The 22,832-nt window shown below is 62.0% G+C and carries 25 protein-coding genes; 15 read left to right on the top strand and 10 right to left on the bottom strand.

Going from position 1 to position 22,832, the window contains the following annotated elements; translation table 11 throughout:
- A partial coding sequence (locus G3O01_RS30705) for a DnaA N-terminal domain-containing protein (RefSeq protein ID WP_277403062.1) occupies nt 1–367 on the bottom strand: 367 nt, incomplete at its 3' end.
- 385 nt (nt 368–752) lie between these two features.
- Between G3O01_RS30705 and rpmH the strand changes: the two genes are divergently transcribed.
- The 4 genes from rpmH (at nt 753) to yidC (ending at nt 3,412) form a co-directional block, all read left to right on the top strand.
- Nucleotides 753–887: a 50S ribosomal protein L34 gene (rpmH, locus tag G3O01_RS30700; protein WP_004198824.1), complete on the top strand. Its 135-nt coding sequence runs from the start codon at nt 753–755 to the stop codon at nt 885–887.
- Between the two features lie 25 nt (nt 888–912).
- Nucleotides 913–1,422, top strand: a complete 510-nt coding sequence (gene rnpA / locus G3O01_RS30695) for a ribonuclease P protein component (RefSeq protein ID WP_205810591.1) — start codon at nt 913–915, stop codon at nt 1,420–1,422.
- 73 nt (nt 1,423–1,495) lie between these two features.
- On the top strand, nt 1,496–1,726 hold the full coding sequence (yidD, locus tag G3O01_RS30690; RefSeq protein WP_205810589.1) for a membrane protein insertion efficiency factor YidD: 231 nt from the start codon (nt 1,496–1,498) through the stop codon (nt 1,724–1,726).
- Between the two features lie 30 nt (nt 1,727–1,756).
- Nucleotides 1,757–3,412, top strand: a complete 1,656-nt coding sequence (yidC, locus tag G3O01_RS30685) for a membrane protein insertase YidC (protein WP_205810587.1) — start codon at nt 1,757–1,759, stop codon at nt 3,410–3,412.
- A gap of 102 nt (nt 3,413–3,514) precedes the next feature.
- Here the strand turns inward: yidC and G3O01_RS30680 are convergent, their stop codons facing one another.
- On the bottom strand, nt 3,515–3,937 hold the full coding sequence (locus G3O01_RS30680; protein WP_205810580.1) for a transcriptional regulator: 423 nt from the start codon (nt 3,935–3,937) through the stop codon (nt 3,515–3,517).
- A 346-nt stretch (nt 3,938–4,283) separates the two neighbouring features.
- Here G3O01_RS30680 and mnmE point away from each other — a divergent pair, with 346 nt between their 5' ends.
- Both mnmE and G3O01_RS30670 read left to right on the top strand, forming a co-directional pair.
- The gene (mnmE, locus tag G3O01_RS30675; RefSeq protein ID WP_205810606.1) at nt 4,284–5,684 is read left to right on the top strand and encodes a tRNA uridine-5-carboxymethylaminomethyl(34) synthesis GTPase MnmE; all 1,401 of its coding nucleotides are present in this window, start codon (nt 4,284–4,286) and stop codon (nt 5,682–5,684) included.
- Between the two features lie 115 nt (nt 5,685–5,799).
- A complete protein-coding gene (locus G3O01_RS30670; protein ID WP_205810578.1) occupies nt 5,800–6,954 on the top strand; it encodes an integrase arm-type DNA-binding domain-containing protein in 1,155 nt (384 codons plus the stop codon).
- Between the two features lie 182 nt (nt 6,955–7,136).
- On the opposite strand, the gene G3O01_RS30665 is transcribed toward G3O01_RS30670, so the two are convergent.
- From G3O01_RS30665 to G3O01_RS30655, 4 genes are all read right to left on the bottom strand, one after another.
- Entirely contained in the window at nt 7,137–7,427 is a 291-nt protein-coding gene (locus G3O01_RS30665; protein ID WP_205810577.1) for a hypothetical protein, read from the bottom strand.
- Between the two features lie 302 nt (nt 7,428–7,729).
- The gene (locus G3O01_RS45600; protein WP_277403061.1) at nt 7,730–7,864 is read right to left on the bottom strand and encodes a hypothetical protein; all 135 of its coding nucleotides are present in this window, start codon (nt 7,862–7,864) and stop codon (nt 7,730–7,732) included.
- A gap of 35 nt (nt 7,865–7,899) precedes the next feature.
- Complete coding sequence (locus G3O01_RS30660; RefSeq protein WP_205810575.1) at nt 7,900–8,067, bottom strand: hypothetical protein; 168 nt, start codon at nt 8,065–8,067, stop codon at nt 7,900–7,902.
- A 147-nt stretch (nt 8,068–8,214) separates the two neighbouring features.
- Entirely contained in the window at nt 8,215–8,841 is a 627-nt protein-coding gene (locus G3O01_RS30655) for a LysE family translocator (protein WP_205810573.1), read from the bottom strand.
- Nucleotides 8,842–9,386: 545 nt separating this feature from the next.
- On the opposite strand from G3O01_RS30655, the gene G3O01_RS30650 reads away from it, so the two are divergent.
- On the top strand, nt 9,387–9,725 hold the full coding sequence (locus G3O01_RS30650) for a hypothetical protein (protein ID WP_205810572.1): 339 nt from the start codon (nt 9,387–9,389) through the stop codon (nt 9,723–9,725).
- 523 nt (nt 9,726–10,248) lie between these two features.
- Nucleotides 10,249–10,827 carry a YaeQ family protein gene (locus tag G3O01_RS30645; RefSeq protein ID WP_205810563.1) on the top strand — a complete coding sequence of 193 codons (579 nt, stop codon included), beginning with the start codon at nt 10,249–10,251 and terminating at the stop codon, nt 10,825–10,827.
- A gap of 39 nt (nt 10,828–10,866) precedes the next feature.
- Here G3O01_RS30645 and G3O01_RS30640 read toward each other — a convergent pair whose 3' ends face one another.
- On the bottom strand, nt 10,867–11,286 hold the full coding sequence (locus G3O01_RS30640; protein ID WP_205810556.1) for a VOC family protein: 420 nt from the start codon (nt 11,284–11,286) through the stop codon (nt 10,867–10,869).
- Nucleotides 11,287–11,663: 377 nt separating this feature from the next.
- Here G3O01_RS30640 and ada point away from each other — a divergent pair, with 377 nt between their 5' ends.
- From ada to G3O01_RS30615, 5 genes are all read left to right on the top strand, one after another.
- Nucleotides 11,664–12,794 (top strand): bifunctional DNA-binding transcriptional regulator/O6-methylguanine-DNA methyltransferase Ada, encoded by a 1,131-nt coding sequence (gene ada, locus G3O01_RS30635; RefSeq protein WP_205810604.1) that lies wholly within the window; start codon nt 11,664–11,666, stop codon nt 12,792–12,794.
- Complete coding sequence (locus tag G3O01_RS30630; RefSeq protein ID WP_205810548.1) at nt 12,791–13,714, top strand: AlkA N-terminal domain-containing protein; 924 nt, start codon at nt 12,791–12,793, stop codon at nt 13,712–13,714. The genes ada and G3O01_RS30630 overlap by 4 nt, the downstream gene beginning before the upstream one ends.
- A 250-nt stretch (nt 13,715–13,964) precedes the next feature.
- Nucleotides 13,965–15,578 (top strand): glutamate--cysteine ligase, encoded by a 1,614-nt coding sequence (gshA, locus tag G3O01_RS30625; protein WP_205810546.1) that lies wholly within the window; start codon nt 13,965–13,967, stop codon nt 15,576–15,578.
- A gap of 241 nt (nt 15,579–15,819) precedes the next feature.
- On the top strand, nt 15,820–16,305 hold the full coding sequence (locus G3O01_RS30620) for a hypothetical protein (RefSeq protein ID WP_205810544.1): 486 nt from the start codon (nt 15,820–15,822) through the stop codon (nt 16,303–16,305).
- Nucleotides 16,306–16,394: 89 nt separating this feature from the next.
- Nucleotides 16,395–17,096: an OmpA family protein gene (locus tag G3O01_RS30615; RefSeq protein WP_205810542.1), complete on the top strand. Its 702-nt coding sequence runs from the start codon at nt 16,395–16,397 to the stop codon at nt 17,094–17,096.
- Nucleotides 17,097–17,123: 27 nt separating this feature from the next.
- Here the strand turns inward: G3O01_RS30615 and G3O01_RS30610 are convergent, their stop codons facing one another.
- Together G3O01_RS30610 and G3O01_RS30605 are read right to left on the bottom strand one after the other, a co-directional pair.
- Nucleotides 17,124–18,728, bottom strand: a complete 1,605-nt coding sequence (locus G3O01_RS30610) for a DHA2 family efflux MFS transporter permease subunit (RefSeq protein ID WP_205810540.1) — start codon at nt 18,726–18,728, stop codon at nt 17,124–17,126.
- A 142-nt stretch (nt 18,729–18,870) separates the two neighbouring features.
- Nucleotides 18,871–19,401, bottom strand: coding sequence for a MarR family transcriptional regulator (locus G3O01_RS30605; protein ID WP_205810529.1), 531 nt, complete (start codon nt 19,399–19,401; stop codon nt 18,871–18,873).
- Between the two features lie 284 nt (nt 19,402–19,685).
- On the opposite strand from G3O01_RS30605, the gene G3O01_RS30600 reads away from it, so the two are divergent.
- Together G3O01_RS30600 and G3O01_RS30595 are read left to right on the top strand one after the other, a co-directional pair.
- Entirely contained in the window at nt 19,686–20,051 is a 366-nt protein-coding gene (locus tag G3O01_RS30600; RefSeq protein ID WP_205810526.1) for a hypothetical protein, read from the top strand.
- A gap of 309 nt (nt 20,052–20,360) precedes the next feature.
- Nucleotides 20,361–21,953, top strand: coding sequence for an efflux transporter outer membrane subunit (locus tag G3O01_RS30595; protein WP_241024381.1), 1,593 nt, complete (start codon nt 20,361–20,363; stop codon nt 21,951–21,953).
- An 81-nt stretch (nt 21,954–22,034) separates the two neighbouring features.
- Here G3O01_RS30595 and G3O01_RS30590 read toward each other — a convergent pair whose 3' ends face one another.
- A complete protein-coding gene (locus tag G3O01_RS30590; RefSeq protein WP_205810524.1) occupies nt 22,035–22,814 on the bottom strand; it encodes a type II secretion system protein N in 780 nt (259 codons plus the stop codon).
- Nucleotides 22,815–22,832: the final 18 nt, after the last annotated feature.

Genomic DNA, 22,832 nt, shown 5'->3' with positions numbered 1-22,832 from the left:
CCATGCGCGCCGACTGGGCCGCCTGCACGGCGCCGACGGCAGCATCGACGGCCGCGACGGCGCTGTTCACGCCCATAGGCGCAGGCCGCGACGGCGCGGCGGGCGCCGGACGCACGCCGGCTTTGGGATCGAGGACGAACTGGACGTCGACGGGCGAATGCCAGAAATCGCGCGCAAGGTCGGTGATGCGGCCCGAAAACTGGCTCTTGACCCAATCCAGCTTGAAACGGTTCGGCGCGGCAATGCTCAGGGTATTCGCAGCGGCGTCGAAGGCGACCGGGGCCAACGGTTTGATCCACGTCACGTACTGCTGGGGCGTCAATTCACGCTCCAGCAGTGCGGAACAGTGTTGCCAGAATTCGTTCATCAAGTTGCTATCGTTATGGTTGCGACGCGATTCCGCCGGCGCTCTGGTCGCGGGATACGCGACGAGGCCCGAAGCTGCCAGGCGGAAAAGCCCCAGACGCTTGTGCCACAAGGGTTTGCGGGGTCAAGCGGGCCGGGGCGGCGTGCAGGATTCTTGGGAAGTAAGGCGAGATTCTAACGCCAAAACGTCGTGCAAAGTGAGTTATCCACAGGGCCTGATCAAACAAGGTTTACAAACGCCGCCTGTGGATCATTGCCCTAAACTATTGACGACTCAGAGAAAACCGGTTTAAATAGCGGGTTCCGCGAAAACCAATTTTCGAACCTCCGGCCATTGCACTTTCAGCGATGCTCGCGCGGTTATTTCTCAAACAAGTGAGAGCAACATGAAACGTACTTACCAACCTTCCGTGACGCGCCGTAAGCGCACCCATGGCTTCCGCGTTCGCATGAAGACCGCTGGCGGCCGCAAGGTCATCAACGCACGCCGCGCAAAGGGCCGCAAGCGCCTCGCCATCTAAGGCAGGCGACACGCGGTCTAGCCGAGTGCGCGCTGTGTCCGACACCCGCGACGGTGCGGGAACGGCAGACGCGCCGCATCAGAACTCTGTTCCGTTGCAGGCGTCCGCAGCCTTTCCCAAAGCCGCAAGGCTGCTAAAAACGGATGAATTTTCATCCGTTTTTCGTTTGCGCCCGTGGCGCCGTACCGCTCATTTCGTCGTGTACGCGCGGCCAACCGGCAACGAAGCGCGTCTCGGCCTCGTGATCGGCAAGAAATATGCGCCGCGCGCGGTGACGCGCAATCTGGTGAAACGCCTCGCACGCGATGCGTTTCGTTTGCGTCGCGCGGAGTTCGGCGGCTGGGACGTGCTGCTGCGGCTGCACACGAAATTCGACAGGAAGGCGATGCCCAGCGGATCGTCGCCACCGTTGAAGACGGTGTGCCGCGGTGAGATTGATGTGCTGCTGGACAAGGTGGCGCGCGAAATCGCGCGTCGCGAAACGCCGGCGGCATCGGCAGGACAGGCGGCGCAGACGCCGCCAGCCGCGTCATGAGATCCGCGCTACGTTCGGGCGCGGCCGTCTCGCGGCGCTGTTTATCGGGCGGCGAAGTCGCGCCGCACTAGTCATGCAAACGGTACTGTTCGCCTTGCTGCGTTTCTACAAGATTGCCGTGAGTCCCATGCTCGGCAATCGGTGCCGTTTTTATCCCTCCTGTTCGGATTACGCGCGCGAGGCAATCCAGTATCATGGCGCCGCGCGTGGTACTTATCTCGCAGCCAAGCGCCTGTGCCGCTGTCACCCGTTTTCGGCGGGTGGCATCGATCTTGTCCCGCCTCCAACTCCTAAGAAGCGCTGACGCGCTGTGCCATCGACACTGAGACAACGCATGGATATCAAACGCACCGTCCTATGGGTCATCTTCTTCATGTCAGCTGTCATGCTGTTCGACAACTGGCAGCGCGACCATGGACGCCCGTCGATGTTCTTCCCGAGCGCGACGCAGACCAAGACCGCGAGCCCCGCTGCGCCGGGTTCGTCGCCTGCAGGAAGCCAGCCGGCCGATTTGCCGCAGACGAACGCCGCGGCACCGGGCTCGACGACACCCGCCGCGCAACAGGCGCAGCTGGTTTCGTTCAGCACTGACGTCTATCGCGGCCAGATCGACACGCGTGGCGGCACGCTGTCGAAGCTCACGCTGGTCAAGCCGGGCGAGGGCAAGCAGCCCGATCAGGTGATCACGCTGTTCGACCATACGGCCGACCACACGTATCTCGCACGCACGGGCCTGCTCGGCGGCGATTTCCCGAACCACACCGACGTGTTCACGCCCGTTCCCGGTCAGGCGACCGACATGACGGGCAACACGCTCAAGCTGTCGTTCGAATCGCCGGACAAGGGCGGCCTGAAGGTCGTGAAGACCTACACGTTCACGCGTGGCAGCTACGTGATCGACGTCGACACGAAGATCCAGAACGTCGGCACGACGCCCGTCAAGCCGACCGCGTACATGGAACTCGTGCGTGACAGCCAGCCTGTAGAGACGCCGCGCTTCTCGCACACGTTCATCGGACCGGCTGTGTACACGGAGCAGCATCACTTCCAGAAGCTGACGTTCGGCGACATCGACAAGAACAAGCAGGACTACGCGACCTCGGCTGACAACGGCTGGATCGCGATGGTGCAGCACTATTTCGCGTCGGCGTGGATCCCGCAGCAGGGCGTCAAGCGCGACATCTACGTCGAGAAGATCGATCCGTCGCTGTATCGCGTGGGCGTCAAGCAGCCGCTGCAGACCATCAACCCGGGTCAAACCATCGACGTCTCCGCGCGTCTGTTCGCCGGTCCGGAAGAAGAGCGCATGCTCGAAGGCATCGCGCCGGGTCTGGAACTGGTGAAGGACTACGGCTGGGTGACGATCATCGCGAAGCCGCTGTTCTGGCTGCTCGAGAAGATCCACAGCTATGTCGGCAACTGGGGCTGGGCGATCGTGCTGCTGACGCTGCTGATCAAGGCAGTGTTCTTCCCGCTGTCGGCTGCGAGCTACAAGTCGATGGCGCGCATGAAGGAAATCACGCCGCGCATGCAAGCACTGCGTGAACGCTTCAAGGGCGATCCGCAGAAGATGAACGCGGCTCTGATGGAGCTGTACAAGACTGAGAAGGTGAATCCGTTCGGCGGCTGTCTGCCGGTCGTGATTCAGATTCCGGTGTTTATCTCGCTGTACTGGGTGCTGCTGTCGTCGGTAGAAATGCGCGGCGCACCGTGGATTCTCTGGATTCACGATCTGTCGCAACAAGATCCGTACTTCATCCTGCCGGTTCTGATGGCCGTCTCGATGTTCGTTCAGACGAAGCTCAACCCGACGCCGCCGGACCCCGTCCAGGCCAAGATGATGATGTTCATGCCGATCGCTTTCTCGGTCATGTTCTTCTTCTTCCCGGCCGGTCTCGTGCTGTACTACGTCGTGAACAACGTGCTGTCGATCGCACAGCAGTACTACATCACGCGCATGATGGGTCAGAAGAAAAAGGCTGCTACCTGATCGAGCGCCTGGATCGGACAGGTGATCGTCCGATCCGATCTGAACCAACAAAAAAGCCGCCCGGTTTCAGCCGGGCGGCTTTTTTTACGTCTGCAGTTTTTCTCAAGCGTTGTCGGCGTCGCCGTAGAACTGCGCGATCAGTTCCTGCACGAGGTATCGATGATGCGGGGTCAATGATTCGATCTTCGACGCCAGTTCGAGCGTTTCAGCGGAAAGCGGATATTTCTCGCCGCGCTCCAGTGGTTTCGGCACGTTACGTGTCGACCCGTTCGGCGAAGGTCCATAGTGCAGCCAATGGACATCCACTTCGAACCACATCGCCAGCGTGCGTAGTTTGTCGTCCGTAGGAATGGTGCGGCCGCTCAGCCACTTGTGCACGGTCTGCGGCGACACTGGCTGATCGCCGTGATGGCGCAGATTGAAATGCAATGCGAGATCGGTCCCGCCCTTAAGTCTTTCCGGGGCGCGTCTCATCGCGAACTTGAGTCGCTCGGCAAAAGCCGCTTTTTCTTCGACGGTTGGCATCCGCAGATTGTGCAGTCCGTCGCGTCGCAGGTAGACAACTGTACACGCTAGATTTTACGTGTCTGAGATTTGCCTATCTTGCTGCAGCAAACGATCGGAATCATTACATCGAAGGCTTCGATGTCCGCTCTGCCTTCATGTGTAGGGATCAGACTACACGAATCGTCCAAATTGCTCCAGTTACGCGGCAGAACGCCGTTAGCCCGAGCAAGATAAATCTTGGGGTAACTTTCGCCCGATGAGAAGCACGCCCGCGCTGGCATCGCAAAGCCCCGCGTTACAATGCCAGGCGTTCGGCGCACGCTTCGTGCGCGTCTCGTCCATCTCGTCTCCGCTCATTTCCGCCATGCTCGCCACAGATTCCGATCCGATCGTCGCCATTGCCACTGCGCCCGGCCGCGGCGGGATAGGCGTGGTGCGGATTTCATTCGGGCGCGCTGGTGAAGCGGCCGCGCAACCGATGATGCAGGCGCTCACCGGCCACCCATTGGCGCCTCGTCACGCGAGCTATGTGCCTTTCCTCGACGCTGAAGGAAATGCGCTCGATCGCGGTATCGCGTTGTATTTTCCGGCGCCGCATTCGTACACCGGCGAGCATGTGCTCGAGTTGCAGGGACATGGCGGCCCAATCGTGCTTCAGCTCGTGCTGCAACGCTGCATTGACGCGGGGCGCGCCTTCGGTCTGCGTCTCGCGGAACCGGGCGAATTCACGCGCAGGGCGTTCCTCAATGACAAGCTCGATCTCGCGCAAGCCGAAGCCGTCGCGGATCTGATCGAGGCCAGCACGGAGGCGGCTGCGCGATCGGCCGGCCGTTCGCTGGACGGCGCGTTCTCGCGCGATATCCACGCACTCGTCGAAGAGGTGATCACGCTGCGGATGCTGGTCGAGGCGACGCTCGACTTCCCGGAAGAAGAGATCGATTTCCTCGAAGCCGCCGACGCGCGCGGCAAGCTTGCGCGCATTCGTGAGCGTCTTGCACTCGTGCTGAGCGAGGCCCGGCAGGGCGCGCTGCTGCGCGAGGGTCTGTCGGTCGTGCTGGCAGGGCAACCGAACGTCGGTAAATCGTCGCTGCTCAATGCGCTCGCGGGCGCGGAACTCGCGATTGTCACGCCGATCGCCGGCACGACCCGCGACAAGGTCGCGCAGACGATCCAGATCGAAGGCATTCCGCTGCATGTGATCGACACAGCCGGCCTGCGTGAGACAGAGGACGAAGTCGAGAAAATCGGTATCGAGCGGACGTGGGGCGAAATCGAGCGCGCCGACGTCGTGCTGCATCTGCTCGACGCACGTTCCGGCATGACGGCCGACGACGACGCAATTGCCGGGCGTTTTCCGGCGGGCGTGCCCGTCGTGCGCGTGCTGAACAAGACCGATCTTACTGGCGTCGCGCCCGTCGTTGCCAGCTTGAACCAGAAAGGCGAGGGCGATTCTTGCGAAGTCCGGCTATCCGCCAAGACAGGCGACGGGATCAACCTGTTGCGCGGCGAACTGCTGCGCATTGCGGGCTGGCAGGCCGGCGCGGAAAGCGTTTATCTCGCGCGTGAACGCCATCTGATTGCGCTTCGGGCGGCGCAAGAACACCTGGGACTCGCGGCCGAACATGCCGATCAGAACGCGCAGGCTCTTGATCTGTTCGCTGAAGAGCTGCGTCTGGCTCAGGATCAACTGAACTCGATCACCGGTGAGTTCACGTCCGACGATCTGCTTGGTGTAATTTTCAGCAGGTTTTGTATCGGTAAGTAGAACACGCAGCCAGCCTCGTATTTCAGGCGCTATTTCAGTCGTAGACAGATCGGTTTTCGGTACACAACACTGTACACTTCGCATCTGAAGCACCCTGTGTACCGAAATCCGCCATATGCCGAAACTCGCGATACCGCTTAGCGAATCCCACATCCGCACCTTGCAGCCTCGCGCGACGCGCTACAGCGTTGCGGACGGCAAGGGTCTCATTCTTGAAGTGATGCCGACCGGAAAGAAGGTCTGGCGATTCCGCTACACACTCAACGGACAACGACAGCCGATGGTCACCATCGGCGACTATCAGCTAGTGTCGCTGCGCGTTGCCCGCGCTCGCGCGCAGAAATACGCGGAGATGGTCGCGCAAGGCTTGTCGCCCGTTTCGATCGCGAGACAGGATCGCGGCGCCGAAAAGCGTATCGACGTGTTGCGCGACGGCGCCGAGCTTTATCTGGCGTCGGCGATGGCCCGCAAGTCCGATGAGTACCGGCGCACGACGCAACGCGCACTCGACAAGGACATCCTCCCTGCCATCGGCCACAAGCCGATCGCGCAAGTCACGACGGACGACATCCAGTCGATCTGCGACGCGATCAAGCAGCGCGGCGCGCCGCAGATGGCACTGCATACGCGCAACGTCGCGAAACGCCTGTTCGCGTTCCTGATCGCGCGACAGCTCGCCACGGCCAATCCTGCCGATGCCATCGCCGCGCGTTCGGTCGCGACGCAAGACGGCCGCACGCGCGTGCTGACGGCAGACGAGATCGGCGGGTTGCTGCGTGCGATCCACACGTCGAGCATTCGACGCCCGCTGAAACTCGCGCTCAATCTGCTCGTCCTCACCATGGCAAACAAATCCGAGCTGATTGAAGCGACATGGCGCGAATTCGACCTCGACGCCGGCGTCTGGACGATTCCCGCCGCGCGCGCGGGGAATGGCCGCGAGCGCCGCGTCTATCTTTCAAAACAGGCGCTGGCAATGCTGCGTGAGCTGTTCGGTATCAGACACGGCCGCGGCTATGTGTTCCCGTCAACACGAGGCAGCGAGAATCGACCGATTGCGAAGGGCACCCTGAATCAGGCGGTTAAGACGCTAGCGCTGGAAGCCGAACATTTCGTGCTGAACGACTTCCGCCGAACAGGATTGAGTCATCTTGGCGAGCTGCGATCCGCGCAAGAATCAGAGGATGCCGGCAAGCAAGTCATCACTGCGCGCGAGATGCAGGTCTGGGCCGATTTCGTCGACGCGCAGTTTTTAGGTACACAGGTATAGGGACTTCCGTCGATTTCCCCGAATTTAAATGGAAGATGGCGAAATACTTGAGGTTTTACAGCAATCTGAGCGTGAGTGAATTTTAAGGTACACAGCGTTAGATGCATGCGCCCATAGCATCCGCAAATAAGTGGCTGAGCCTGAATAATGGAGGTTACAAGACCACAAACGTGACGCCGCGATCAACCATGCATGGCGATCCGCTCAGTGCCGTGGTCCGCACCAGCTTCTTCAGACACCTCGACAGCAGGCGTCGACCCGTTCGCACCATGTCGATCATGGTGATCGAGGCGAAGCAGCAGACCGTCGATCGCGCATAACTGCACTTTGGTGAGAGACGGAGCATCGAGCAGCGCGTGCAGACGCATGCGCCAGTACTCCGAAGAAAGAATTGGGCTGCTCATATCTCCGAGCAGCGATGGCCACATGACACGCGAAATGTGCGCGATTTCCTGATCGATCAAACGGTTCATGCTGTCCCCCGTGACGTCTCGACAAGGCCAAAGTTTGTTTACTTCTGATGATTCACTTTAGCCGCAATTTATCCAGTCGCTACCTATAAAAACAAATAGGTATCTCGCGATATCGAGCCGCAAAAACACGACATCGCATGGACTCAAGCGTACGCATGCGCGTCGCATGACAATCGGGCGAACAGACAGTTATTTGGGCGTCATTTTGATAACGGACACGACGCCCAGGAGACGGTGCCGATCCAACACGGCGTGCCGCGTGAACCAACACATCGAGGCGAGAAAGAAGCGCGGGAAAACGTCTAAGCGTCATCCTCCGGCGGCGGTTCTGGCGCGCGAGGCACCGAACCGCAAAGCGACGTCAGCGCGACGCTGATCAGAATCAGCGCGAGCATGAACAGCCAGTATTCCGTCCACGAGAAAGAGAAGGCCATCATGGCAGCCTCCCGGCGCTCACGAAGCGGTCAACCGCCTAGTGATGCAAGAGGCTGCGAATCGGATGTCGCCAGTCCATCCGCTTGTGGTGGTCGTCATCGTGCAAGGCCTGGCGATGTTCCTGCCAGAGTTCGTCGGAAAACAGAAACGCGACGATTAGAAGCGGCACGATCAGAAACGCGCCCAGAATCAGATGCTCGATCACAGTGACCTCCTGATCGATGGAACAACGACAATTTCATTGTAGGCGTGGTGGAAGATTCTGCGTGTGATCCACCGCGCACACCCGGTGCGCGGAGACTCATGCAAGTGGCGCGCCTGGTCTGTCGTGGTCCATCCAGGATGGATGGATTCAGGCTGCCGATTTCTTCCAGGCCGCAGCCAGCAGACCTGCACCGATCAACAAAGTCCCGCCCGTGCAGTTGACGCCGCGCTGCACGCGCGGACTGCGGATCGCGCGCCGCGCCGCGGTTGCCAGAATTGCGTAACCCAAGGCGTTCAGCGTGCCGAGCGCGACGAAGGTCGCTTCGAAAATCGCGATCTGCGAAAACGTGGCGACTTGCGTGTCGATGAACTGCGGCACGAAGGCCACGAAGAACACGAGGCTTTTCGGGTTGAGCGCCGTCACTGCGTAAGCGTGCGCGAAGATCCGGCTCGTGCGCCTTTCCTCTGAGGCGGGCGCGTCGCCCGTTGATGCAGGCGCGCGCCAGAGCTTGATGCCGAGGTAAATCAGATACGCTGCGCCAACCCACTTGAGCGCCGTGAAGAGGGTCGCGGACGCGGCGAGAATCACGCCCAGCCCGAGCATCGAAGCCGTCATCGACGTCAGGTCGCCTAGCGCGACGCCCGCCGTCGTGACCAGTGCATAGCGCCGGCCGTGGCCAAGCGCATAAGAAATTACAAGCAACACGGTAGGGCCGGGAATTGCAACAAGGATCGCGGAGGCGATGGCGAAGGGAAGCCACTGTGCGAGCGTCATGAAAGTCTCCAGGGGACCGGCGTCGGCGGTTCATCGCCTCGTTCCGGTGAATTCGAGCGGTTAGTTTTGGGCCGGTCGATTTATCCACGAACCTAGCGCGCGCGCAAGTGTGTCGCCGAAATTCAAAGCGGCCGCAGGACCCGGCATGCGATCAGGCATCCTTTTTACTCTGCAAACGCTTCAAATCGAGCCAGTCTTTTATGAGTCACACGAATGACTTTGTGTGCAACGCATCAACGCGATAAGTCGTTTATCGCAAAGGACTTAAAACTTATTAGGCGTAAACGCGAATCACGCCCGCAAAAGTTTATCCAGTAAGCCCGAATGCCTCGCATTGCGGTTTGGAATTCGCCTGATATCTGCCAGATTGCGTCGAGATGGATGCATCAAATCGCATCGCGACTCAGTGCGACAATCCGCCGCTGTTGCAAGCGCACACAAGATGTGCTTGCTCTTCAATACCGTTCTCCTAAATTTAAAAACGTGCTTGTTTTCCGGCAGTTAAACACATAGCTAACCAAGCAATGCCCCGCAAGGAGGTAACCATGAACAAGCGAGTCGCCATTCTCTTCGCATTCACGGGTCTGATCGCAGCAAGCGCGCAGGCGCAAGACGTCGTGATCAAGCCGCAGCAAACGGTGCAATTCAAGGCGAATGCATATGGGTGCCTGTCCAAGGACAAACTCGATGCCGTGACGCAGCACGCGCAGGCGGGTGAACAACAGCAAATGCAGGAATTCTTCTCGGGTTATCAGTGCATATCGACGCCGGAGAATTCGGATTTTCGCGTGGTCCGCGTAGTCGGACATGACGTCGAATTCGTCAATGCCGGCAATAGCGATACACAAGGCCTTTGGACTAACGACCGCTTTATCAAGCAATAAGCATTTAGCGTTGGATTGAACCCGACAGTTAATGTCGGGTGAATTCAAACAGCCGGCGACGAAGACTTCGCCGCGCATCGGTATGGCCGGGTTTTAAGCCCGGCCATTTTTCGTTTTTCCGTGCATTCCCGCGTGCGCTTCGATCTGTGAATCGACGCGCCACGACCCGCGCGCTCATTCCCTCAACTCATCAGCCCCGCCAGAGCGGCCTCATCAGGCTGTCATGCCGTCGCCGCATATTCGGTATCATCACGGTCCCACCTTGCAGCCAGGCGCGATAAGCGCGCGATGGTTCGATCGCACGAATCCGGCACATATGTTGCTGCTTTCCATTGCAAGCGAAAGCAGGAAGGTTGATGCGATAAGGGTTTCAGCACCCGGCGTCGCGGCAATCCGGCAAATGTGTATCAACGGCGAGACGCGCGACCGAGGCGTGACCGCTGCAAGGCAGGGGACGATCATGGCACGGTACGCCGATTCTCTATTCACTATCCGGTCCGCGTTTGCGGGACCAGGTTGCAGCATGGCTCTCAAATCGACAATTTATAAGGCTGAACTCCAGATCGCTGACATGGACCGCCATTACTACGCGGACCATTCGCTGACGATCGCTCTGCATCCGTCGGAAACCAACGAGCGGATGATGGTCCGCGTCGCCGCTTTCGCACTGTTCGCGCAGGAACGGCTGGAATTCTGCAAAGGCCTGTCGGACATCGACGAACCCGATCTGTGGGCGAAAGATCTGACGGGCGCAATCGACACCTGGATCGACGTGGGTCAGCCGGACGAACGCCGTATCGCAAAGGCGAGCGGGCGCGCGAACGAAGTGATCGTGATCGCTTACGGCGGCAAAACCTCGGACATCTGGTGGCAAGGCGTGCGCAGCAAGGTCGAGCGTCTGCGCAACGTGACGGTCTGGTCGCTAGGCGAAAATGTTGCACCGGCGCTCGCTGCGCTGGCCGAACGGACGATGCGCCTGCAATGCACGGTTCAGGACAACGCTGCGTATCTGGGCAGCGAAACCGCCGATGCTGTGCCTGTCGAATGGACGGTTCTCAAGGCGGCGGCGAATGCGCGCCCGGCGGCCCACGGCGGACGTTGACGCGTGGTGCCTGACGTTCTGTGTACCTAAAATTGAGCGTCAGGCGCGCGGCCCATCAGTCGGCGGACCTTTGAGTTCGACCATATTTCCCTCAGGATCGAACAGATACAGCGACGATCCATAACCATCCGCACCATAGCGCATGGCCTGCTCGCCAATGCGCACGTCGCGCGCGGTGAACCAGGTCTTCAGCGCGTCGGCGTCGAACGGTTCAATGCGCAGGCAGACGTGATCCATGTTTCGCCCCGCACCCGGCACACCGCTTTCGGGCCGGTCGATGGGTCCGCCCACCTGCAGCAGGTCGATCAGCGACCGTCCCGCCCGCATCTGCATCAGCCCGATATCGAGCCGCTCCCTCTCCACCGTACAGCCCAGCACGTCGCGATAGAAGCGCGTCATTCCGTCGAGGTTGGTCACGCGAATAACCACATGGTCGATATCGAGAATCTGGAAATTCATGGCGCGGCGTCCCTTCGTGAGGTTCGGTGATGAACCAGTTTAGAAGGAATCGAGCGTTTTGACGGAAGCAGCCAGGAGGCGAGGCGCAGACGGGGAAGACGAAGCGAAAAACCAAAAAAAAGCCCGCTCGATTGGAGCGGGCTGAATCCATATCAGGAGGAGACATGGAGGAGACAAGAACCACTATACACGCCACCTTGATGCGACGCAATAACTTTTTAAGGGAAAACCCCAACTTTTTTGAGGGGCAGATTCTCCCGATATCTGGGAAATTCAGGCCGCTTTTGCAGCCCAAATGACACAGCAAGAACCGGAGCGTAGTGTGTGGGCATGCCCGCTACAGTGGTAAGCATCAAAACCGTCCCTCGGGGCAAATGATGAACTCAGCCTTATCCCAAGCCACGCCCGCCGCTTTCATCGACGATAACGATCGCTGGACGGCCGTTTTGAAACGCGACATGTCGGCCGACGGCGCCTTCTTCTACGGCGTCCGCACGACAGGCGTGTTCTGCCGTCCGTCGTGCGCGTCCCGGTTGCCGCGCCGCGAGAACGTAGACTTCTTCGTTTCCGCCGATGAAGCGCGCGCCGCGGGCTATCGCGAATGCAAGCGCTGCCAGCCAGGCGGCCTGCCGCGAGAGCTCGAAATCGTGAACCGTGCATGCGCGGCACTCGACGCCGATCCGCAGCAGCGCCTCACGCTCGCGCAATTGAGCGACGCCGTGCACGTCAGCCCATTTCACCTGCAGCGGCTCTTCAAGCGCGTGGTCGGCGTATCGCCGCGGCAGTATCAGGCGGCCCAGCGCGGCGCGGCGTTGCGCGACGCGCTACAACGCGGTACCGATGTGACGCGTGCAACCGTCGACGCAGGTTTCGGCTCGCCGTCCCGGATGTACTGTTCGGCGGCCGCTGAACTCGGCATGGCGCCGTCCGAATACCGGCGCAAAGGGGCAGGGCTGCGCGTGCACTACGCGTGCGCGCAAACGTCGCTGGGTCTCGTGCTGGTCGCGACGACCGACAAGGGCATCTGCAAGATCGCATTCGGCGACGATGCCCCGACACTGCTCGACGATCTGCGCGGCGAATTCGCGAGCGCGGAACTGATCGGCGATCCGGAGCGGCTTGCTCCGTTCGTCGAGCAGATCGACGCTTATCTGCGTGGCCAGCGTCAGCGCTTCGATCTTCCGCTCGATATCGCCGCGACGGCGTTCCAGCAGCGTGTGTGGGAAGCGCTGCGCCGCATCCCTTACGGTGAGACGCGCAGCTATTCGCAGATCGCCGAAGCCGTCGGTTCGCCGCGCGCGGTGCGGGCCGTCGCCAACGCATGCGCATCGAACCCGGTCGCGCTCGCGATACCATGCCACCGCGTCGTGCATAAGGACGGCGCATTGACGGGCTACCGCTGGGGCACCGCGCGCAAGGCCGTGCTGCTCGACACCGAAGCGCACGGTGAAGCGCCGGAAACCGGCAAGCTCACACCATCCACCGCCGACATGGATCACGCCGCTTGAGCATCACGCCGACTGCCACACTCGAACTCCCGTTCAAAGCACCTTATGACTGGCCTCGCGTCCTGCGCTTCTTCGGCGGACGCGCGACACCCGGCGTCGAAGCCGTCGAAGACGGCGTCTGGCGTCGCGCGATAGGCTGGAATGGCGACAGCGGCACGCTCGCCGTCCGCAAGCATGCGCGCCGGCATTGCCTCGTCGCGACTGTCGAGGGCGGCGTCAGCCGTCATGCCGATGCGCTCGCTGCGCCCATCGCGCGCATGTTCGACCTGCACGCCGATCCGAAGACCATTGGCGCGAACCTCGCCGCGGATCCATGGCTTGCACCGCTCGTCGCCGCAGCGCCCGGCTTGCGCGTGCCGGGCGCGTGGTCCGGGTTCGAGCTGGTCGTGCGAGCGATCGTCGGCCAGCAGGTCAGCGTGAAAGCCGCGACGACGATCATCGGACGGATCGTGCAGCGCGCGGGCGAGCGCATCGACGGTCATCCGCACGAGAGCACCGCGTGGCGCTTCCCGACGCCCGCCGCGCTCGCCGCCGTCGATCTCGCGCAGATCGGCATGCCGGGCAAGCGTATCGCCGCGTTGCAAGGCTTCGCGCGTGCCGTGGCGGACGGTAAAGTGCCCATCGACAGCATAGGCAGCACGTCGTTCGATCTCGCGGCGTTGCGCGCGTCGCTGCTCGCGCTGCCCGGCATCGGACCATGGACGGTCGAATATGTCGCGATGCGCGCCTGGCGCGACGCCGACGCGTGGCCCGCATGGGATCTGGTGCTGATGCAGGCCATCGCGGCGCGTGATCCGGCGCTCGTGCGTCCCAACCAGCAACGCGCGCGCACCGACGCATGGCGACCGTGGCGCGCCTATGCGGCCATGCATCTGTGGAATGAAGTCGCCGATCGGGCGGGTGGGGCGCGCGGCGGCTAGCGGTCTTCCGCACACAGACGCGGGTACCGTCAATCGACTTCACAGGCCCGCGCGGCGTACAGTAAGAGGGTGCACAGCAGACGTCCCGAGCCCCGCCGCAAGCGGGCCTGGAGCGGCTCGAAGCAACGCCAAGCAGGGGTTCTGGCGAGATGTTAAAGTGCCCGCTACTGAAAATTCCGCCGAACGTTGTCGACCGCGCCTGAGCAGCACCGTGCGGCGCATGGCGGCCGACCATGTTCGACCCGCATCAATGCCAAACACGACATCCTCCCGCACGACCGACGCGCTGCTGCACCGCCTGTCCGTGCTGACATCCGGCCCGCAGCGTGATGCGCTGGCGGCCGGTTTGCGCGGCATCGAAAAGGAGAGCCTGCGCGTCATGGCCGACGGCCATCTGGCGATGACGCCGCATCCGCAATCGCTCGGCTCGGCGCTCACGCATCCGTCGCTGACTACCGACTATTCGGAAGCATTGCTCGAGCTGATCACGCCGGCGGAGCACGATGCCGCTACCACGCTGGAGCGTCTCGACACGCTGCATCGTTTCGTCTATTCGGTAATCGGCGATGAAGTGCTGTGGAACAACTCGATGCCGGGCCTGCTGCCCGAAGACGACGAGATTCCGATTGCGCACTACGGCACATCGAACATCGGCAAACTGAAGTACGTGTACCGTGTCGGCCTTGCGCTGCGCTATGGACGCACGATGCAATGCATCGCAGGCATCCACTACAACTATTCGTTGAACGAAGAAGTGTGGCGCCTGCTGCACGCCGACCAGCACTCCACGGCCAACGCCGTCGATTTCCAGTCCGACCGTTATCTCGCGCTGATCCGCAATTTCCGCCGCACGAACTGGCTCTTGATGTATCTGTTCGGCGCGTCGCCGGCACTCGACCGGCGCTTTTTGCGCGGCCGCCCGCACACGCTCGAAACTTTCGACGCCGACACGCTGTATCGCCCGTACGCAACCAGTCTGCGCATGAGCGATCTCGGCTATTCGAACACGACGGCGCAAGCCGCGCTGCATGCCGACTACGACACGCTGCCCGGCTATCTCGACGCGCTCGCCAAGGCGGTGAGCCAGCCGTATCCGCAGTACGAGGCGATCGGCACGCAACGCGACGGCGAGTGGGTGCAGATCAACACCAACGTGCTGCAGATCGAAAACGAGTTCTACTCGACGATCCGCCCGAAGCGCGTCACGTATCCGGGCGAGCGCCCGCTGCATGCGCTTGCCGCGCGCGGCGTGCAGTACGTCGAAGTGCGCTGCATGGATATCGACCCGTTCGAACCGACGGGCATTTCGCTCGAAACCGCGCGTTTTCTCGATGCCTATCTGCTCGTGTGCGCACTCGACGAAAGCGCGACGCTGCCGCCGCCCGCGTATTGCGAAGCGAACCAGAACTTCGGCCGCGTGACGATGGAAGGGCGCAAGCCCGGCCTGGAACTGATCCGCGACGGTCAGCCCGTCAAGATGCTCGACTGGGCGAACGAACTGCTTGCGAAGATCGATCACACAGCTGCCGTGCTCGATTCGATTCGTGGCGACGACAGTCATGCACGCTCAGTCGCGGCGCAGCGCGCCAAACTCGCGGACGCATCGCTGACGCCGTCGGCGCGCGTGCTGCAAATCATGCGCGACAAGCAGCAAAGTTTCCTCGACTTCGGTCTCGCGCAAAGCGTCGCGCATGCGGAGCATTTTCGCGCGCGTCCGCTCGACGCAGCACAAACGCAGGAGTTCGTCGCGCTCGCATCAAACTCGCTCAACGAGCAAACCAAGCTTGAACGCGAGGAAGTCGGCTCGTTTGACGCTTTCGTCGCTGCGTATCGCGCTTACACGTTGAACCGCTTCAGCGTATAGCGCTTGCGCAACCGCATTGCGGCATGAAAGAGGCAGCTTCGGGCTGCCTCTTTTTATTGCACGCTCAATTTCAGCGGGGCCAAAAATTGCTGATGGTTCATTGCGCTGGCTCAACGCCCGACCTGCAGCGTGCGTCATGCTCGACGTACGAAACATGCTAGAACCGTTTCGGTCCAATCCTGTATAACGCAGCGCGTCGCTGCTTGAACGCGCTCGACTGAAAAAGGGAGGATGTCCGGTGATGAACAGGAATCTGATAGCCGTGCTCTGCGTGCTGGCCGCCGGTTGCACGACGCAAGGGCAGGTCAATCCCGATGTGATGCAGATCGCCACCGCGCCGCTGACCTGCACCAGCAAGAGCCAATGCGACGCATGGTGGCAACGCGCGCGCACGTGGGTGACCAGCCATTCCCGTTACCCTGTTGCCACCGCGACCGATACGCTGATCCAGACGGCCGGCCCCGACGGCGGCAAGCGCGATCTGTCATTCGAAATCACGAAGACGTCGAACAACGACGGCACGTCGACAATCGGTTTCGCCGCGCATTGCGACAGCGGGCGAGGATGCAAACCGAACCCGTGGGAAGCGGGCGCCGACTTCAAACAGTTCGTTCGTGGAATGACGTCAGGCGCGCCGAACGCAGCCAGTCCGTCGGCATCCGGCCAGACACCGGGCGTGACAGGCCAATCGACAACTTCTCCGACAGGTGAGCCAGTCTCGCAATAACGCATCGCGAATTTTCGGACTTCTCCGATTGGTACGACCTGACAGACAGACCTATCGTCTCGTACCCTTTATTTCCGGTGAGAAGTCCTATGATCTTTCGTATGTTGACGGCGATCGCATGCGCTGTGGGTATCGCTGGTTGTACTACTTCGTCGGGCCCGGCTCATAACACCGACGTCGTCACGCTTGCCAATGGCGCGCAGGCGTATCGCGTGCAGTGTCTGGGTCTGCTCGAATCGTCGCAGGCTTGCATGAACGAAATCAGGCGCGTGTGCGGTGACCAGACGGCAGTGAGAATCGCGCTGCTCGATCGCAGCACGTCGGGCATGAAGCCGGAGAACGATCCGCGCGAAATCCTTTTCCAATGCGTCGCGCCCGTAGCGCAACAGCCTGTGCAGTCGCCGCCCGCGCCAGCCGTAGCGCCCGTTGCGACTCCCGCTCCCGTCCGCAAGGTGACGCTGCAAGGCGACGCGAACTTCGCGCTCGACAGCGCCGCGCTCACGCCCGCCGCAACCGCGAAACTCGGCGATTTCGTCGCGGCGAATCGCGACGTCCAGATCGATTCGCTGAAAATCTCGGGCTACACCGATTCGACCGGCTCGGCCACGTTGAACGAACGCCTGTCGGCCGCCCGTGCGCGTTCGGTGCAACGCTATCTGGCGGGCGCCGGTGTTCGAGCAGCAAAGTGGGATGTTCAGGGCTTCGGCAGCGTATCGCCGATCGCGCCTAATACGACGGCAATCGGCCGGGCGAAGAACCGCCGCGTTGAGATTCAGGCCGACGGACAATAAGCAGCAGTTCGTTCCCCAGCGGCGGCATTAGTGTCCCATTGATGCCGCCGCGCCTTTTTTCGGCTTCGTGATCCACACGAGGCACGCCAGCACCACGAAGGCCGCGCACGAAATGCGGAAGAAGTCGTTGGTCGCCATCATGTAGCCCTGTTGCGTGACGATCTCGTTCAGTTGCGCCGTCACCGCCTGTCCCTTGAAACCCAGCGACGTCAGCAGATCGCTATAAGACGTCGTGTTCGCCGAGTAGGTGCTCACCGACTCCGCCAACAGCGCGTGGTGATAAATCGCGTCGTTCTCCCAATACGTCGTGCTGATCGCTGTTCCGATCGCGCCTGACAGCGTGCGCAGGAAATTCGACAGGCCGGATGCGCTTGCCAGCCGTTCGTCGGAGATGCTCGACAGCGTGATCGTCGTCATCGGCACGAAGAAGCATGCAACGCCGATGCCCTGCACGAGGCGCGGCAGGATCACGTGGTTAAACGGCACATCGAGCGTGAACGTCGAGTTCCACAACGACACGATCGCGAACACGACAAACGCGAAGCTCGCAACGATCCGCAGATTCAACCGGTGCATGTTGCGGCCGATCATCGGCGACAGGACGAGCGCGAGCAGCCCGACGGGTGCCGTCGCGAGACCGGCTTTACCCGCGGTATAACCCATCACCGTTTGCAGCCAGAGCGGGAAGATCACCACGGAGCCGAAGAAGGCCATGAAGCCGAACGAGATGATCAGCGCGCCGAGCGCGAAGTTGCGATCCTTGAAGAGCGACAGATCGACGACGGGCTCTTTCTCCGTCATCTCCCACACGATCATGAAGGCAAGCGATGTCACCGCGATGATCGCGAGCGCGACGATGAACATCGAGTTGAACCAGTCTCGATCCTTGCCGAGGTCGAGCATCATCTGCAGACACGACACGCCGATCACCAGCAGTCCGAGACCGATGCCGTCGATGCGCTGTTTCGCCGTCGGCGTTTCGCGCCCGCGCAGCAGAAAATATGCGCATGCCGCCGAGAACACGCCGATGGGCAGATTGATATAGAAGATCCACGGCCAGGTGTAGTTGTCGGTGATCCAGCCGCCCATCACAGGACCGAAGATCGGCGCGACGATCACCGTCATCGCCCACAGGCCGAGCGCAAGGCCGCGTTTTTCGAGCGGATAGGAGCGCATCAGAATGGTCTGCGAAAGCGGCACCATCGGACCCGACACCAGACCCTGAATCAATCGAAACGCGATCAGCGACTCGAAATTGTGCGCGAAGCCGCAAGCCGCCGATGCCAGCGTGAAGAGCAGCACAGAAATCGTGAACAGCCGGACCTCGCCGACCCGCCGCGCGAGCCACCCCGTCAAAGGCACCGCGATCGCCGACGCTACCGAGTACGACGAAATCACCCACGTGCCTTCGCTGGTTGCCACGCCAAGACTGCCCGAGATCGTCGGCACGGCGACGTTGGCGATCGACGTGTCCAGCACTTCCATGAACGTGCCCAACGCGAGGCCGACGGTCAGCAGCGCGAGCCTGCCGCCGGCGAGCGGGGCAGGGGCTGCTGGTGAACTGGGCGTGCGGCCGCCGGATACGGGTAAATCGGCCGTCGTGTCGCCGGAAGCGGATGCCGAGGCGGTCATATGTGTCTCCATGTCACGCGGAAAAACTTGCCGTGACATGAAAATGCCCCACAACCGGGGTGTCACTTTCATGTCCCGACACTCTCTGCCCAGACAGATAAATGCATAAAGCAAAGCCGCGCCGGAGCGCGGCTACCTGGCGCTATTCGCTCGATGCTGGCGAATCGCGTTCCTCGTCGTCCGATGCCGTACGGGCACCACATCCGCCCGCCCGACTTCCGCCGTCGATGCCGTTCGCAATAAAGCGGCTCAGCAGATCGATCAGCGTCGCGAGGTCGGTGTCCGAGAAACCGCGCAACTGCTCATTGAGCACGGCCGCGCCAATCTGCGGAAGTTCGGACGCGGCGTGCTGGCCCTGCGGCGTCAATCCGAGCTTCACGATGCGCCGGTCCGTCTCGCTTCGCGACCGCGCGATCAGCCCTTTCTTTTCAAGGCGATCCAGCATTCGCGTCATCGAACCACTGTCGTAGGACATTGCGCGCGACAGTTCGAACGGCGTCGTCGCGCGACCGCACGACAGCAGCAGGATCACGCCAATCTGCTGCGTCGTCAGCCCGAGATGCTCGACCGCGCGATCCGTGCGCTCGACCAGTACGTTGCGCGCCTGAGTAAGGTAATAGCCGAGGCTCGACTCGAGATGAATCGACTCCGGCTGATAGGGACCGTCCGTCATAAACGCTCTTTTGAAAACCGCCCGTCGCCGCCAGCCCCAGCGACTAACGTGAATGTCGCGGATTTTATCTGCCCAAGCAGCGAAGTCAATCGCGCCGATTGTTGCCTAATAACTCATCCCAAAAAACAACAGAAGACCATGCTGCGATGCACAGTATCTTGAAAATTGATTGCATGGTCAATATTATGTCAGTCAACGAGTTACGCGACCCGCGTCAATCGAGACCAATGTTCTGACCGCACTTGCGTGCGCCTACTTTTGCCGGCGCACAGAGGATTCCCGCGATGCTGTACCTGAAAAACACCCTTGGCGGCTGGGGCCGCTCATTAACCGATTCTGCGCTGCAAACATTTCAAGGGGCCAACCGCTGGTGGAAAGTGGCTCTGTATGCAGTGATCTTCGTCCTGCCGGGCGGATCGATCGGGGTGCTGCTCTTCGCGTGGTTCGAACATCGGCGCTCGCGCAGCGCCAAGGCGCGTGGCGCAAAACCAGTTGCACTGCTCGCTGCGCCGCTCAAGGCCCGTTCATCGGGCAACCATCAGGCGATCGCGCCTGGCGCCACCGTCTGTCAGTCGCGTCCCGACGCCCCGCCGTGCCGGGCCGCCGCCGGCAAGCAGGCGCGCCAGACGACTTCCGATCCGCGCGTCTGAACGTCGTTTCAGAACCTGGAATGAAGGCCGCCTGCCAGGCGGCCTTTGCTTTTCCGGCCTTTGCCGCAGCGGCGTACACAGCGGCATACAAATGGCGCCGTAACAGCACGTAACCGACACCTCACCGTCGGTAACACACCTGAGGCGTCTGCGGCATTACTCTTTCGATTTCATTGCTGGTAACGCGTGCGCTACCATTCGAGCCATCGCGAACACGCGCCGGAAAGCGCCCGGGCGCGCGCTCCGCGCTTTGGCCTGGCGCACTGGCCAAACCCCGGCCGCCATCCGAATCGACAGGAATTCATTTGCATGCAGTTTGATCGAACTTCGCGCGCACGCGCTGCCGTCGCGAACGTCGCGGGGCAACGCGGTCTGAGCATCGCCGTATGCGCCGCGCTGGCCTTTGCGGTGGCCGGTTGCGCGGTCGGTCCCGACTACAAGCGGCCGACCGTCGACATCCCCGCCTCGTACAAGGAAGCCGCCGACGGCTGGAAAGTCGCGCAGCCCGCCGACCAGCAGGACCGCGGCGCGTGGTGGTCCATCTACAACGATGCGCAGCTGAACGCGCTCGAAGACAAGCTCAATACGTCGAACCAGACCGTCGCACAGTTCGCCGCCGCATACCGGCAGGCGCGCGCGCTGGTCGGCGAAGCGCGCGCGGCGTATTTCCCGGTGATCAGCGCAGGGGCGGATGCGTCGCGCTCGCGCACGCCTAGCCGCAGCTTCAGCGGTTCGGTGACAGGCGGAGGCGGGGGCACCACGTCGTCGCTCAGCAGTTCGGGCACGATCAGCAACAGCTACAGCCTGTCGCTCGACGCCACCTGGGAACCCGACCTCTGGGGCAAGGTGAGCCGCACCGTCGCGAGCCAGCAGGCCGGCCAACAGGCCGCAGCAGCCGATCTCGCGAACGCACGCCTGTCCGCGCAGGCCACGCTCGCACAAACCTACTTCAACATCCGTTCGCTCGACGCCCAGCAAAAACTGCTCGACGACACCGTCGCCGCGTACCAGCGTTCGCTCACGCTGACGCAGAACCGCTACGCGCAGGGCGTCGCGGCGCGCTCGGACGTGATCCAGGCGCAAACGCAGCTGCAATCGGCGCAGGCTTCCGCGATCGACAATGGCGTCGCGCGCGCACAGAACGAGCACGCGATTGCCGTGCTGGTCGGCGAGCCGGCTTCGACGTTCTCGCTGCCGCCCGTGCCGCTGGCTGCCGTGCCGCCTCCTGTGCCGTCGCAACTGCCGTCCGCGTTGCTCGAACGGCGCCCGGATATCGCGTCGGCTGAACGCAAGGCCGCGGCGGCCAACGAGCAGATCGGCGTCGCGATCGCAGCGTTCTTCCCGACGCTCACGCTATCCGCGAGCGGCGGCTTCGAAAGCTCGGTGTTCTCGCAGTTGCTGCAGATGCCGTCGCGTTTCTGGACGCTCGGCCCGTCGCTCGCGCAGACCATTTTCGATGCGGGCCTGCGCAAGGCACAGACGGACGCCGCGCGCGCGACGTACGATCAGGACGTCGCCACGTATCGGCAGGCAGTGCTGACGGCGTTTCAGGACGTCGAGGACAATCTGGCGTCGCTGCGCATTCTGGAGCAGGAAGTCACGGTGCAGGAGCAGGCCGTCCAGTCCGCGCAACAGGCGCTCGATATCGTCACGAACCAGTACAAGTCCGGCACGGTCGATTATCTGAACGTGCTGACCGCGCAGACGACCGCGTTCACCGCCGAGCAGAAACTCGCGAGCATCGCGGGCCAGCGGATGGTGTCGTCGGTGGGACTCGTCAAGGCGCTTGGCGGCGGCTGGGATGCATCGCAGATGAATCGCGAAACGGGCGACGTCGCAGCGCCCGCGCCGGCGTCCGCGCCCGTGGCGCCGATTGCGAAAACGTCGGCGGCAGCGGGCTGAGTTCACCACGCACGCAGCAACAAAAACGGCCGCCATGCGCAAACATGGCGGCCGTTGTGTTTTGACCTGCGCGTAAGAAGATCAGTGCGCGAAGGTCAGCGCGACCTGTCCGGGCCCTGTCGGCCGCCCGAGCAGATTCAGCAGCCCGGCGAGATTGTCGACGGAATCGGGCGTCGTGCTCGCGGTGCCCATGAACGACGTCGATGCTTCGCTGAGCGTGCCGTGGCCGTTCAGCAGCAGCGGCCCCTTTGTCGTCGACAGATCGAGCGTGCCCGCGGCGCCCTGCGCCTGAAACACCACGCGATACGACCCCAGCGGCTTCACCCGCGAGACGCGCGAACTCATGTCATTCAGCGTGACGATCAGCTGGCCAAACGCCTGACGATTGAAGCTGCGCCAGTCGGTCCAGGTGAGCCGCACGTCGCCTTGCAGATCGAGCGTATTGAACGGCGCGCCGAGACCCGCGAGCAACGACGCCGGCACGGCAATCGTGCCGCCCGACAGCGTCGCGGTACGCAAGGTTGCATCGACGGTGACGGGGTCGGGCATCGCCTGGCTTTGCAGCATCTGCATCCGCACGCGGCCGGTGAAAAGCGGCCAGAACGACGTGCGCCATTCGATGCGTCCCGGCAGCAGCGTCGCCGTTTCCGCACCGGGACCCGCCGCGAGCATCAGCGATGCCGAACCGTGCCACAACGAACCCGACGGTTCGACCAGATTGACATGCCCTTGCGTGGCCTTCGCGAACTGCGGCGTGACCCAGGCGGCGGGCGCCATCACCAGCAGCACAGCCAGATTCGCGACCAGCGCGACGACGATCCACGGCAGCGCGGCGCGCAATCGCCGCATCCAGAAACTCATGCGTAATCCTGTGGCTGC

Origin of the sequence: Burkholderia sp. Ac-20365 (assembly GCF_017104715.1) — a bacterium.
Lineage (GTDB): Bacteria > Pseudomonadota > Gammaproteobacteria > Burkholderiales > Burkholderiaceae > Paraburkholderia.
The sequence above is the reverse complement of the archived record's forward strand: the minus strand, read 5'-3'. Positions and strand labels throughout refer to the sequence as shown.

Excerpts from the sequence above, each read along its gene's own strand:
- G3O01_RS30605 (WP_205810529.1), bottom strand. The coding sequence starts at position 19,401 with ATGACGGACGGTCCCTATCAGCCGGAGTCGATTCATCTCGAGTCGAGC.
- G3O01_RS30595 (WP_241024381.1), top strand. The coding sequence starts at position 20,361 with ATGCAGTTTGATCGAACTTCGCGCGCACGCGCTGCCGTCGCGAACGTC.
- G3O01_RS30610 (WP_205810540.1), bottom strand. The coding sequence starts at position 18,728 with ATGACCGCCTCGGCATCCGCTTCCGGCGACACGACGGCCGATTTACCC.
- G3O01_RS30615 (WP_205810542.1), top strand. The coding sequence starts at position 16,395 with ATGATCTTTCGTATGTTGACGGCGATCGCATGCGCTGTGGGTATCGCT.
- rpmH (WP_004198824.1), top strand. The coding sequence starts at position 753 with ATGAAACGTACTTACCAACCTTCCGTGACGCGCCGTAAGCGCACCCAT.
- yidC (WP_205810587.1), top strand. The coding sequence starts at position 1,757 with ATGGATATCAAACGCACCGTCCTATGGGTCATCTTCTTCATGTCAGCT.
- G3O01_RS30640 (WP_205810556.1), bottom strand. The coding sequence starts at position 11,286 with ATGAATTTCCAGATTCTCGATATCGACCATGTGGTTATTCGCGTGACC.
- gshA (WP_205810546.1), top strand. The coding sequence starts at position 13,965 with ATGCCAAACACGACATCCTCCCGCACGACCGACGCGCTGCTGCACCGC.
- G3O01_RS30680 (WP_205810580.1), bottom strand. The coding sequence starts at position 3,937 with ATGCCAACCGTCGAAGAAAAAGCGGCTTTTGCCGAGCGACTCAAGTTC.
- G3O01_RS30665 (WP_205810577.1), bottom strand. The coding sequence starts at position 7,427 with ATGAACCGTTTGATCGATCAGGAAATCGCGCACATTTCGCGTGTCATG.
- G3O01_RS30655 (WP_205810573.1), bottom strand. The coding sequence starts at position 8,841 with ATGACGCTCGCACAGTGGCTTCCCTTCGCCATCGCCTCCGCGATCCTT.
- G3O01_RS30590 (WP_205810524.1), bottom strand. The coding sequence starts at position 22,814 with ATGAGTTTCTGGATGCGGCGATTGCGCGCCGCGCTGCCGTGGATCGTC.
- G3O01_RS30670 (WP_205810578.1), top strand. The coding sequence starts at position 5,800 with ATGCCGAAACTCGCGATACCGCTTAGCGAATCCCACATCCGCACCTTG.
- G3O01_RS30600 (WP_205810526.1), top strand. The coding sequence starts at position 19,686 with ATGCTGTACCTGAAAAACACCCTTGGCGGCTGGGGCCGCTCATTAACC.
- G3O01_RS30645 (WP_205810563.1), top strand. The coding sequence starts at position 10,249 with ATGGCTCTCAAATCGACAATTTATAAGGCTGAACTCCAGATCGCTGAC.
- yidD (WP_205810589.1), top strand. The coding sequence starts at position 1,496 with ATGCAAACGGTACTGTTCGCCTTGCTGCGTTTCTACAAGATTGCCGTG.
- G3O01_RS30620 (WP_205810544.1), top strand. The coding sequence starts at position 15,820 with ATGAACAGGAATCTGATAGCCGTGCTCTGCGTGCTGGCCGCCGGTTGC.
- G3O01_RS30650 (WP_205810572.1), top strand. The coding sequence starts at position 9,387 with ATGAACAAGCGAGTCGCCATTCTCTTCGCATTCACGGGTCTGATCGCA.
- G3O01_RS45600 (WP_277403061.1), bottom strand. The coding sequence starts at position 7,864 with ATGATGGCCTTCTCTTTCTCGTGGACGGAATACTGGCTGTTCATGCTC.
- mnmE (WP_205810606.1), top strand. The coding sequence starts at position 4,284 with ATGCTCGCCACAGATTCCGATCCGATCGTCGCCATTGCCACTGCGCCC.
- ada (WP_205810604.1), top strand. The coding sequence starts at position 11,664 with ATGAACTCAGCCTTATCCCAAGCCACGCCCGCCGCTTTCATCGACGAT.